This window comes from Salinisphaera sp. G21_0 (assembly GCF_017744115.1).
GTDB lineage: Bacteria > Pseudomonadota > Gammaproteobacteria > Pseudomonadales > Endozoicomonadaceae > Endozoicomonas.
The window spans coordinates 40,211-53,177 of sequence record NZ_JAGHQW010000043.1; the positions used below are offsets into that span (position 1 = coordinate 40,211).

Genomic DNA, 12,967 nt, shown 5'->3' on the forward strand with positions numbered 1-12,967 from the left:
TTCATTCCCACAGGGGTACCGTGGGAACGAGGCGCAAAACAAAAACGTTCTCGGGCGAAGAACTCGCCCGGCAGGGCGGGGAGTGTCAGTTGCTCAGATCAATCTGGTATAGCGCAAAACCTGTTTCGTCCTGCCCCTGCTTTTTCAAGGGATAAGCGGCCCGTTTTGCAATGAAACGTTCCGCGCTTTTGGAGTTACCGGTTTCAAAGATAATGTTCAGTTTTTTGTCTGACTTGATGGGTGCCAGACGCCAGTTGTTGTCAGCACTTGGTATTACCTGACCGTTCTTTTTGGTCTGAGCCGTAATATACGCAGAAAGAACCGAACGGTTCTCATCAGGAGAAGCAAACGCAACAAACTTATCCCCCGTCCCGGCAAAGTTTCCACCACCATAAGCGCGATAGTTGTTGGTAGCGATAATAAATGCCTGGTCCGCTTTCACCGGCTTACCCTGATAAGTCAGGTTGATGATACGGTGAGAGTCGTTTACCTGCATACCGTTCGCATCAAAACGGGCGGGCTGGGTCACATCAATCTGATACTCAACCCCATCCATCACGTCAAAGTTATAGGTCTGGAAACCATCCCAGTTCAGCAGAGGTTGTGGTTCGGTGCTTTCAGGATTGATCTGATTGAACTGACCTGCGGAGCGTTCCAACCAGTTTTTCACCTCTTTTCCGGTCACTTTCAGGGCAACCAGTGTATTGGGATAGAGGTACAGGTCGGCAGCATTACGGAAGGTCAGAGTGCCTGCCTCCACCTCGGTGTAGCCAGCCGGATCATTTTTACGACCACCGGCTTTGAAAGGGGCAGCAGCGGAGATAACAGGAATACCTTCCAGATCAGGGTCGCCCTGGATAAAGCGTTCAACGTAATCTATCTGCGCATTGTTCACGATCTGCACGGTAGGGTCGTCCTGAACCAGTGACAGATAGCTGTACATCTGGTCAGAAGCCTTGCCAATAGGCTGGTTAACAAAGTCCAGAGTGCCCTGGTGCTCTTCTTTGATGATGTTGACTATATCCCTGTATGACTTGGCTTTGGAGGTATTGGTCCTGGTATTAAAAATAGCGCGTGTGGTTGCCCGGGCATCAACCACTTCCCATTTGCCACTGCGGTTGTCCAGTTTCAAATCAACCAGCCCCAGATGGCTGCCCCAGCGACCCGGCATAACTGCGGGTACGCCGTTGATGGTCCCTTTTTCCACATCTACGCCGGGGATATCAGCAAATGCTTCCGCCGGAAAAACGCCGTGGGAGTGGCCAAACATGAGGGCATCAATGCCTTCCACCAAAGACAGATAGTAGGTGGAGTTTTCCGCCATGGCTTTGTAAGGCTCGCTGCTCATGCCGGAGTGTGGAATGGCAATGATAATATCAGCTCCTTCGGCTTTCATTTGTGGCACGAACTTTTTTGCCGACTCAACGATGTCGAAAGCGACCACTTTTCCTTCGAGATGTTTACGGTCCCACTGCATGATCTGTGGTGGTACGAAACCGATGTAGCCAACCTTGACGGTCTGCAACTTGCCATCCGAATCCTTAAACTGCTGGCTCTTGATGAGATAAGGTTTGTAAAGGTTTTTGCCGGTTTTGGCATCCACCACGTTAGCGCTTATATATGGGAAGCGGGCATCATTAATGGCTTCATTCAGAAAGTCCAGACCGTAATTGAACTCGTGGTTGCCAATGTTACCTACGTCATAGTCGAGCAGGTTCATGGCTTTGTAGACCGGGTGCATATCCCCTTGCTCAAGACCTTTGTCGGCCATGTAATCGCCCATTGGCGAGCCCTGCAACAAATCGCCATTGTCCACCAGAACACTGTTTTCAACTTCGGCACGGGCCTGTTTGACCAGTGTTGCGACACGGGCAAGTCCAAACTGTTCGGTGGGCTTTCCCTTGTAATAATCAAAATCCATCACATTGGCGTGAAGGTCGGTTGTTTCAACAACCCGGAGGTCAATCGTAGCAGCGGAGGTCAGACCACTGACAGAAACCAGGGCTGCAAAGACAGCCATGGAAACAGGGGAACGTCGAAAGTACATGCAAAACCTTTCATTCAATGATTGCTGAGTAAGACGGTGAATTGTCGTATCACCAAATTACAAAAAACGCATAGTACAGCAGCTTTACTTTGAGTATCTATCAGGATTTGCAGGTTTTTTTCTGATCAGAGGATTTTACAGAAAGAGCCCAGGAATCCAGCCTTTTCCGGTTCAGGCTGAACTCTTACTGGTGGATTCGCAGATTGAAATTCTGTGGCTTTGGCATCCTGACAGTATACATGCCAACAATCTATCAAAAAGCCATTTCTTTGCAGGTCAGATACTATGTCATCGTAAATGTGGACACCCCTACCCCACTCAATAGATAACATTTTTGCAAGAAACACCCTGAAGATGATGTCTGACCAACATACCTCACTTCATTGCCTCCGGCATAGTGGCCGTTGCCGTGTGTATGCTGTCTGCGTTGGCAGAGGTTGAAGCGTTTGTTAGATTTGAATGGCTGGCCGAAGTGGTTGTTGAGGTGGCGCTATTTAGTGAACCAGCAGCGCTGGCAGATGATGTTGAAGCTTTTACTGGATTTGAACTGCTCGCCGAATCTGTTTTTGAGGTGGTGCTATTTATTGAACCAGATGCGCTTCCAGATGTTGAAGCTTTTTCCGGATTTGAACTGCTGGCTGAAGTGGTTGTTGAGGTTTCGCTATTTATTGAACCCGCTGTGCTTTCAAATGATGTTGAAGCTTTTCCTGTGTTTAAATTACTGGCCGAAGCGGTGATTGAAGTGGCGCTATTTATTGAACCCGCTGTACTTGCAGATGATGTTGAAGCGTTTGCTGGATTTGAACTGCTGGCCGAAGCGGTGATTGAGTTGGCGCTATCTATTGAAACAGCTGCGCTTGAATGAATTGACTTTGTCTGCCTGAGCGAGACTGAAGAACTGGCAGACTGAACCAAATGGCTGGTTTGATCCTGGCTACCCGGTGCAGGTGTCGTCTTCCCTGTCTTTTTATTATTAGCCACTTGACGTGAGTGAAACACGCTGGTTGGTTTAGCACGATCATGAGGAAGTTTTTTATCAGGATCATCAGGAAATTTTTTATCATCATCATGAGGAAGTTTTTTATCAGGATCATCAGGAAATTTTTTATCATCATGAGGAAATTTTTGATCAGGCAGAAAACCTAGATTAGTTGGTTTAACTGGAAATCGAAGATGCATCGCTTGATTAACCCGTCAGTTGACTTTTATTCATTTCAGATTGATGAAAAAATATCCAACTTTACAAAATTTGCAAATATTCGAGAGAGAAAAGTATACAGTCTAGGGGTGGCAAATAAGGGTTGTTGATTATTGTCGTTTTTAGTATTTCATAGCTTTAGTTCAAGCTGTTTGTATTTACTGTTAATCCTGAATTCGTATCATTATCAATGCAAAATAAATGCGAAAGTTGAAACCAGGCCACCTTTTTTACAAGCAGTTTCTTTTACAAGCAGTTTCAAATGGCTGAAGTTGAGGCTCTGATTAAAAAGCCGAAACCAGTGACAGTGAAGAGGACGATGCTGATCAGCAGGAGACTGGCCACAGCATTCCTGAAGACTTGCAATTTAAGCAGGAATTTTTAGACCAATTTATTGCAGCCATCGTAGGGCAGACTATTCTCGGACAGCCTCCTGGGAGGCTGGGCATGTAAAATACTGTGATCTCGCTACGAAAATGCAGCTACGGACAGTGGAGCCATACTGGAACTTTTACCAGCCAGTTACTCTCTGATGATGATAGAATCCACTCTTAATGATAGAAGTGGGTAGCTAAAGTAACTAAATAAGTCTTGCTTGAGAACTACCATGAATGTTGTCAGCGGCATGGATACCTCCGCCAACCTGCACCCTCATCCCCAACCAAAGCCTGACACCCAGCCGGTAACGGTCTCTGGCCAATGGGCAACCTGCGCACCGACCAGCAAGCTGATACCCCGGCATCCCAGGGAAGATGAGCGACAAGTGCTACTTCGGGCAGCAGAGAGCGGGTACCTGGCGTTTCGGCGAATTAAATTGACTAAAGAAAATGATTACTTTTCGGGTAAGGGTGCACCAAGGCCATTCACCCTCCTCCTGCCGGGGAGGATGATGCCCGTAGCACGCGTACCAGATGGGTTTGGTAAATGGATGGTAGGCATTGTTAATCCACAATGCCTGTATGTTTATAAACATAATGCATATACGGAGCCCGACATGGATCCGGATAAACTGTCAATAAAATTACTGCCTGATCTGCAATCATTACACGAGAAATGTCTTGAGCATGCCAATCAAGCCATTTGGAGAGTTTATCCTCGTTTCACCTCGGGACATCTGCGAGCAGATGGGACTTTCAGTTTGCCTGGATTGGTAATCCGCAATAATTCCCACGCCTATAATTATCTTGATTATCCGGAACTGGTGCTTACCAACTACAGCAAAAAAGATATCAGATGCTTTTTTGTTTACCTCGATACTCAGATGAATATTGCCGATATCCTGCAGGATAAACGTCATTGTGAAGAGGTATTGCAGCTTGGACCGTTGCCTCTGGTTATTTATTGTCACCGCACAGGTTCTGTACAGGTTTGTTTTGATGATGAGCTGGACAGTAAACACTTGGCCCTGAATGAGCATTCTCTGGATGATTTTGCATTCTCACAGGGCACAGACCAGGAAAATTTCAGAGCCATGTTGAATCTTCTGCCAGTGCCTTTGCGTACAGAGGCACTGAGTTCGGAATTAACCGCCTCACCGGATGTTTTTCACAAATTGCAACAGGCCATCAAGCTGGTGAGTGATCCCTGTTGTTACAGTTCCGGGAGGCTTCTGGAATTAAAACAGAGTGGCTTGCCAATTCACCACCGTTTTTTTCATAAAAAACAAGGGTATGTTACATCGTTGCTTGAAAAGTTGCTGATTACTGAAATGCTCAGAAATGATCAGTCTGAACAGGAGCAAATCCGGGAACAAGAGGAAGAAGCTTGCCGTTTACTTCAGTTGCTTCTGCAGAGCGGGTCAAGGATGGATCAGAAGGTTACTTCGGTTTTTTACTGTACGCTAAGCAGGCGAGAATCGGCGGTAATGCGAGCGAGCACAATGAATTATATGGTGGCCGCCTTTGCTCCATTTGAGTTCCTGAGCCGGGAAGATCTCAAGTGGTTGCCGTTGATCGGTTATACGGGAAGCGTCGTTGAATTTGACCGAATCTGTCGGGAACTCAGCCAACAGCAACGGCAGAGCTGTCTTAAAGAGATACTGTATGACGACTTTGATTACCCTTCAAACCTTGATATCTTCCAGTCCCACCTGCTAGCCCTGTTTCATTACGGAGCTTCCCTGAACAAAGATATTCTGGCCAGGGTTAAACGTAATCTGGACTGTTCGTGCCGTGGCGGTAGGAAGGTTATTGGTAATTTATCCGTGGCTGAGTTCATCCGATGGCTTGATGAACTGTGGGAGCAACGAAACAAGCATCCTTTCTACCTGAATTGGTCAGAACATGTCCGGCAGGCCAATCTGGAAATCGCGGATCTGAAACAATCGCTCGGTCTGCCGGACGATGCTTGCCCATTGGCGGCACCTGTGGAAACCGAGGTACCAGCGGCATTACAGTTTATGGTGGACGCGTTCAGCAAACCGCCCCTCCTGCCTGATAATGTCGGCGATAATGAAAGCACCATCCTGAAGGTATTGCAGCATTATTACCGCCGTCCGGGACCGGAACGGGTGATCCAGAGCCTTGGCAGACATACCTTGCCAACCGTGTGGAAACCGCTGCACAGTTGCAGTCATGTCCTGCGGGCCAGGAATAATGGGCTCTGGTATATGGAATTGCTGGAAAAATTTCAGCAGCATTACCTGCGCCCGGAAGAAAAAAAACTCCTGGCACTGGCGATTATCTACCATGCTGCTGCTGCCGAAGATGTCGACAAATCAGTGGAAGAAAGAAAGTCAGCTGACTACTTCAAACGAGACCTGATCGGGCACTATCCTGAACCGCTACTGAAAGATATGGCAAAGGCGATGGTCAGCAAGGAAAATGATGTCAATGGCGCAGATGAGCAGAACCTGTCTGACTCCGTGCGCTGGTATCTGCGCATATTACGCTTTGCAGATCGTATGGACATTATCCGTTGTTGCGGGGTTGGGGCTGATTTTCCCGGATTAGCGGTGGCTGAACCCGGGGGGTTTGACGCTACACGTCTTGACCTGCCGCCGCAGTTGCCCTGGGATTTTACCTCCGGGCCTGGCAACAGGACTGAATTTCAACGGCATCTGGAAGCCGCCATGCACGGTGCGGCTGATCTGGCGCAAGTAACCGGGCAACCCAACGATCACCGCGAAAAAAAATATACCGAGGTCTACGGTCTGATTGACAATGGCTCAGAGATTTCTGAGCACTTTGAATGGACAACTGAGCCAGTGGAAAGAATGAACCGGTTTATTGATGACAATGTTCGGCGCACAATTGCTCAGGCCGCTGGAATTATTGTCTGTTCAGACCCCTACCACCAGGCTTGCAGGGCTGATCAGAGCAAAGGCATCACTTATGGTATTCATAACAGCTGGTATGATCTCCACCAGGTAGAGATTCCGGCCGGAATGACGCTGCTGGAAAAGATGCAGTACAGGCATAACCCATCGCTGCTAAGCCCGGCAACACAACAGGCATTGGAGCAAGAGGTGCAACGGCTGAAGAGCCAGGGAATACGAATGAACCCAGGGACCTTGACGCAGGAAACACTGACTTCGTCGAAAGCGCAGGCAGTGCTGAAAGAGCGGGGTATTACCGTGGTTTGTGAGAAGCGTCCCTACTGTACCGACGATGACCGCCAGCTAGAGGCCGTAATGTTCGTGCCGAAGCAGATACCTGAATCCGCGCGTTCACAACCAGAAAATCAGCCTGAAAAGCCCACAGACCAAGGCTTTTCGTGTCAAATCCTCTGAACCCAAGGTCACAGTATACCTGGCAGGGCTGGCTTCCAGAGTTTTAGACCTGACTTGAGCTGGAAATTGACTAGCTGATTCCCGGACAGCCTTCTGGACAAAATAACTGTATTTATATACAGTACAAAGAACCCATTACAGGAGGAAGCCCATGTCCATTACCCCCATGTGGCGAGTTGACCGGGACGGAAGCATGTTTACTGATAAGAAAGCCGCGGAAGAACACGATCGTATGCTTGAGCTGGCCGATGGCATCACGGGTATGCTGGAAGCCAATTTCAAGATCGATGAACAACTGGCGGAAGAGATCGGTCTGCTGCTGTCACGGAACAAGGAGATTCTCGCCAAAGCCTTTAAAGGCAAGCCTGAAATCCTGCAGGAGATCAAACTGGAGAGCAAACCTGCTGAAAACAACACCGTGGACATTCGTGAAGCGATTGCCTGATATTGATATAAGCCACAAAGGCGTGATGCTGCTCATAGTGAAATGTACTTTGCCGTGAAAGAAAAATTGCCACGGAGACACAGAGGCACGGAGACAAGATAAAGTTTTACCTCTGTGTCTCCGTGCCTCCGTGGCAAATCTTTCATACCAGAGGGTGACGAACAATCGTCATGAGTATCTGTGGAGACCAATCACATTTTATGAATACTTAAAATAACAGCTGATTCGGTACTTTCCATGGGCCAATAATGGCCAAAAAACCCGGCTGCCGCGATGAAGGTTCTTCCTGATCCAGCCCCACGGTGTATAATCACCGGTTTATCCAAACCCGGAGCCCCCCTGCTCTTCAGGAGTTCCGGGAACAGTTGGAACCTCTACTGGAAAAGCAGTTATGGAAAAGACGTTCAACCCCCAAGCCATCGAACGCACGCTGTATCAAAACTGGGAAGAGAAAGGCTATTTTGCGCCGGCTTCTGACCAGCGCGGTGACCGCACGCCCTACTCCATCATGATCCCCCCTCCCAATGTCACCGGCAGTCTGCACATGGGCCATGCCTTCCAGGACTCCATTATGGATGCCCTGATCCGCTACCACCGGATGAAAGGCTGCAACACGCTCTGGCAGGTGGGTACTGATCATGCGGGTATCGCAACCCAGATGGTGGTTGAACGCAAGATCCTGGCCGAAGAAGGCAAAACCCGTCACGACTACGGACGTGAAGCCTTTACCGATAAAATCTGGGAGTGGAAGGAAGCGTCCGGCGGCACCATCACCCGTCAGCTTCGTCGCCTGGGGGCATCTGTTGATTGGGATACCGAGCGCTTCACCATGGACAAGGGCTTCTATGCCGCTGTCCAGGAGGTCTTTGTCCGCCTCTATGAAGACGACCTGATCTACCGGGGCAAGCGTCTGGTGAACTGGGATCCAAAACTGCACACTGCCATCTCCGATCTGGAAGTGGAAAACAAAGAAGTCAAAGGCAACATGTGGCATCTGCGCTATCCACTGGCGGATGGTGAGAAAACCGCAGAGGGCAAAGACTATATCGTGGTTGCCACCACCCGTCCGGAAACCATGCTGGGGGATACCGGTGTGGCGGTTAACCCGGAAGATGAACGTTACCAGGCCCTGATCGGAAAAGCGGTTATTCTGCCCCTGGTCAACCGTCGCATCCCGATTGTCGCTGATGAACACGCCGATATGGAAAAAGGCACCGGCTGCGTAAAAATCACCCCGGCCCACGACTTTAATGACCATGAAGTTGGCAAACGCTGCAACCTGCCAATGATCAATGTTATGACGCTCAATGGCGACATCCGTCAGCAGGGAGAAGCCTACAATATTGACGGTACGGTTAATCAATCCATTGATACCGCTATTCCTGAAGCCTACCGGGGCATGGAGCGCTTTGCTGCCCGTAAGCAGATCGTCGCAGACCTGGATGCTCTTGGCCTGCTGGAAAAAATCGATGACCATACCCTGATGGTGCCTTACGGTGACCGTTCCGGCGTGGTGATTGAGCCGCTGCTGACTGACCAGTGGTTTGTCCGCGCTGCGCCGCTGGCCAAACCGGCTATTGAAGCGGTAGAAGACGGCCGTATTCAGTTCGTGCCCAAACAGTACGAGAACATGTACTTCTCCTGGATGCGTGATATTCAGGACTGGTGTATCTCCCGTCAGCTCTGGTGGGGACACAGGATTCCTGCCTGGTATGACGATGCCGGCAATGTTTACGTTGGTCGCAATGAAGCCGAAGTACGGGAAAAGCACAACATCCCGACGCCTGTTGTCCTGACACAGGATGACGATGTTCTGGATACCTGGTTCTCTTCGGCACTCTGGACTTTTGGCACCCTGGGCTGGCCAGAGCCGACCGATCGTCTGAACACCTTCCACCCCACCGATGTGCTGGTCACCGGTTTTGACATTATCTTCTTCTGGGTCGCCAGAATGATCATGATGACCATGCACTTTATGAAAGATGAAGACGGCAAGCCACAGGTGCCGTTCAAGTACGTTTACGTGACGGGTCTGATCCGGGATGAGCATGGCGACAAAATGTCCAAGTCCAAGGGTAACGTCCTTGACCCTCTGGATATGATTGACGGTATCGACCTGGAAGCTCTGGTGGAGAAACGCTGCGGCAATATGATGCAGCCGCAGCTGGCGGAGAAGATTGAGAAGCGTACCCGCAGCACTTTCCCCGACGGTATTTCTGCCCACGGTACCGATGCCCTGAGATACACCCTGTACTCACTGGCCTCCACCGGCCGTGATATCAACTGGGATATGAACCGTCTGGAAGGCTACCGGAACTTCTGCAACAAGATCTGGAACGCTGCCAACTACGTCAAAATGCACACTGATGATCAAGACTGTGGTAATGGTGATGAACCTGTTGAACTGACCCTGGCTGATCGCTGGATTGTTTCCCGACTGCAGCGGGTTGAAGCCCAGATCGAAAAGAACCTGTCCGAGTTCCGTCTCGATCACGCGTCCCAGAACCTCTACGACTTTGTCTGGAATGAGTACTGTGCCTGGTACCTGGAGCTGTCCAAACCGGTATTGTGGGATGAGCATGCACCGGCAGAACGCAAGCGTGGCACCCGTCGTACACTGGTTCGGGTTCTGGAGGCCATTATGCGCCTGGCCCATCCGTTTATGCCTTATATCACTGAAGCGATCTGGCAGAACATCAAGCACAGTGCTGGCGTTGCCGGTGACACCCTGATGCTGCAGAGCTACCCGGTGTCTGACCCGGCCCGTATTGATGAAACGGCTGAGCGTGATATTGAGTGGCTCAAATCGTTTATCACCGGTATCCGTAATATTCGTGCCGAGTTGAATATTGGCCCAAGCAAGCCGCTGAATGTATTGCTGCGTAACACCTCTGCAGACGACGTTGCCCGCCTGAATGACAACCAGACCTTCCTGAAGTCCCTGGCCAAACTGGAAGACATCAGGGTTCTGGCCGCCGGTGAAGAAGCCCCCATGGCAACCACTCAGCTGGTAGGCTCCATGGAAGTCCTGGTACCAATGGCTGGCCTGATCGACAAGGACAAAGAGTCTGCCCGACTCAATAAGGAGATTGAGCGGTTTGCCAAAGAAGTGGCCCGCTTTGAAGGCAAGTTAAACAACGAGAAATTCATCAGCAAGGCACCCGCCGACGTGGTTGCCAAAGAGCAGGCCAAACTGGCTGAAGCTCAAGCCGCCAGAGCCAAGCTGGAAGAACAGCTGGAGGCAATCAAGGCTTTGTAAACCAGAACATTGTTAATATAAAAATGGCTGCAATCACTGCAGCCATTTTTTTATGCACCATTTTTTTATTTTCTTTTTGTTGGTACGTATTATTCATTTGGTCAGTCTTGTTTCAGCCCGATTCCTCATTGCACCCGCTGGATGATAGTAATTCTGACATTCATGTTATTGAAGTACTTGTTAATATCTTAATACCATCAAATGCAACAACTAAGGATGTGACTTTAACAATTTACATCTAATGAAACATTGCGAATCAATCTATACAAATGGAGGTGTAATATGATTCCTGACGGTTACGATCTGCCTGATACAACGGGTCAATATGCTCTGCCCTCCCAGCCCCCTTTTCCGGGACCAGATGAAGCAACTCTTTCTGGCAAACTTTCCGGAAAAACAGTAACAAGTGTGGCGCAACCCGATGAAGGCCGCCATATACCTGAAGGGGACAATGGCTATGAGGGTCGGCCACTGCAAGCCCGAAAAACCAAGCGTGTCCTGGCCACATTGTCAGCAATCGCGACGGGTGTTGCCTCAGTATTATTCATCATGCCAATTGTCGCTACCTGTGGGGCTGGCATTTTGGGTGGCATTTGTGCCACGGGTGGGCTGATAGCAGGGCCTAAGGGTATGTTTCTTGGTAGCGTGATCGGTTGCTCTATTGGGGCTTTTATAGGTTTAACCGTGACAGCCTACTTTATCCCTTGTTGGGTAGCAAAGGTTTACAATGAGGTCCTGGAGGCGACAAATGGCCATGGCTTTGAAAGGTCCAGTCTTGCTGATAGAATTGTCGCTCATTATGAGGGGGAGGTGCCAACATCAAGAAAGGCATAAGCCCAACGCAATCTGAATTGTTAATAATAAATCGCTGTAACCGCCGCAGCGTTTTTTATGCTCTGTTTTTGCAATTTTCTTTTTATTGGCACTCTTTATTAATTGAATCTGTTGCGTTCAACCTGATCCCTTATTATATCCGTTGGACGTTATCAATTCTAACCGTCATGTTATTGAAAAGTAATTTATCTCAATAGCTTATTGCTTTTAGAAACTGCTCTAAAATCACATCCATATTTCTGCAGGTGCTACCCGAAAAGCTAAAACCGTTTTTGATTTGCACGCAGTGGATGGCGACCTTTTCCAAGACTGAGTAAAATGATTTATTCTGAGACAAATCCTTAGTTCATCAATCGATTTAAATTGAGCTGTTATATGAATGCTAACGAAACCACCGAATCTTATTTCACCAAACAATACAATCCGTCAACTGTAATCAGTTTTCCGGCTGAAACTAAAGCCAGGCATTCTGGCAAAGAAGTGTCTATTGATATGTACCCTAATAAAGGGTCCCAGATATCGGAACAAAACAACAGATACGATGGGCCGTTACTGAAAACCCGAAAAACCGAGCGTGTTCTGGCCACATTGTCAGCGATCGCAATGGGTAGCGCTTCAGTGATTATCATGCAAGCTGCCGCCCACGTCGGGTGTTTCACCCTGGGTGCCGCAGGTGCGATGTTAGGAGAGATGATAGAAGGACCAGAAGGTCAGTTAACAGGAGGTCGGATAACAGAAGGTCAGTATATTGGTGTAGCGGTTGGTGGCGCTATCGGGTATTTCACAGGATTCAGCGTTGCTGCCTACCTTAGTCCCTACATGGTAGCAAAGGCTTACAATTTTGTTCTGGAGGCGTCCAATGGAGCCGGCTGTGAACGGTCAACACTTGCTGACAGGGTTGTGGCTTACTACGAGCGGTAAATATTAAACCTGATCGGTTAGAAAACGGGAACAAAACCCTGTCCCTATTGTCGGATGAACAGCACAGTGCCCAAAAATCATCGCGTACTACACGCGCTGTGCTTTTCTTCCTTTCATCCTGCCACCATTGAGTCGCAGAATATAGACAGGAGCAGTTACCACCATCACTTAGGTTTGGTTGTAGGTTTGGTGCTCCCACCCAGATAAGCATTGGATGTTGACACTATAGTTGATGAAGAAGTCCAGGAAGAATGCGTAGCACTTACTTCGAATTTAGGGGGGGTTGTTATGCTGGCGGCTATTAATTGCTGGGTGGCAGGGTGAATGGCGTTACTGACAGTTATACTTCTCTAAGGAAATAAAGGACACCCAAAAATTTGACTAATCGGCCACACTGTCTATTTTTCTTCTGGAGCCTCTTAAGGGCATTAAGGAAATCTACCCAGCAACCAAAAAAAATGACATGACGACCGCCCGAAAAAACCTCATAGATCCAGCCAGTACGCCCTACTACCACTGCATGGCACGCTGTG

At 48.9% G+C, this 12,967-nt stretch carries 7 protein-coding genes; 6 read left to right on the forward strand and 1 reads right to left on the reverse strand.

The features are described from left to right. Window positions 1–85 precede the first annotated feature (85 nt). The gene (locus tag J7439_RS18410) at window positions 86–2,047 is read right to left on the reverse strand and encodes a bifunctional 2',3'-cyclic-nucleotide 2'-phosphodiesterase/3'-nucleotidase (protein WP_209203420.1); all 1,962 of its coding nucleotides are present in this window, start codon (window positions 2,045–2,047) and stop codon (window positions 86–88) included. 415 nt (window positions 2,048–2,462) lie between these two features. Between J7439_RS18410 and J7439_RS18415 the strand changes: the two genes are divergently transcribed. The 6 genes from J7439_RS18415 to J7439_RS18440 all read left to right on the forward strand — a co-directional run bounded on the left by J7439_RS18415 (window position 2,463) and on the right by J7439_RS18440 (window position 12,434). Next, entirely contained in the window at window positions 2,463–2,912 is a 450-nt protein-coding gene (locus J7439_RS18415) for a hypothetical protein (protein WP_209203421.1), read from the forward strand. A 940-nt stretch (window positions 2,913–3,852) separates the two neighbouring features. After that, window positions 3,853–6,975 carry a hypothetical protein gene (locus J7439_RS18420; RefSeq protein ID WP_209203422.1) on the forward strand — a complete coding sequence of 1,041 codons (3,123 nt, stop codon included), beginning with the start codon at window positions 3,853–3,855 and terminating at the stop codon, window positions 6,973–6,975. A gap of 151 nt (window positions 6,976–7,126) precedes the next feature. Continuing rightward, entirely contained in the window at window positions 7,127–7,420 is a 294-nt protein-coding gene (locus tag J7439_RS18425) for a YebG family protein (protein ID WP_209203423.1), read from the forward strand. Window positions 7,421–7,811: 391 nt separating this feature from the next. Then, window positions 7,812–10,679 carry a valine--tRNA ligase gene (locus J7439_RS18430; protein WP_209203424.1) on the forward strand — a complete coding sequence of 956 codons (2,868 nt, stop codon included), beginning with the start codon at window positions 7,812–7,814 and terminating at the stop codon, window positions 10,677–10,679. 282 nt (window positions 10,680–10,961) lie between these two features. Continuing rightward, window positions 10,962–11,513 (forward strand): hypothetical protein, encoded by a 552-nt coding sequence (locus tag J7439_RS18435; RefSeq protein ID WP_209203425.1) that lies wholly within the window; start codon window positions 10,962–10,964, stop codon window positions 11,511–11,513. Window positions 11,514–11,888: 375 nt separating this feature from the next. Further along, entirely contained in the window at window positions 11,889–12,434 is a 546-nt protein-coding gene (locus tag J7439_RS18440; RefSeq protein WP_209203426.1) for a hypothetical protein, read from the forward strand. Window positions 12,435–12,967 lie beyond the last annotated feature (533 nt).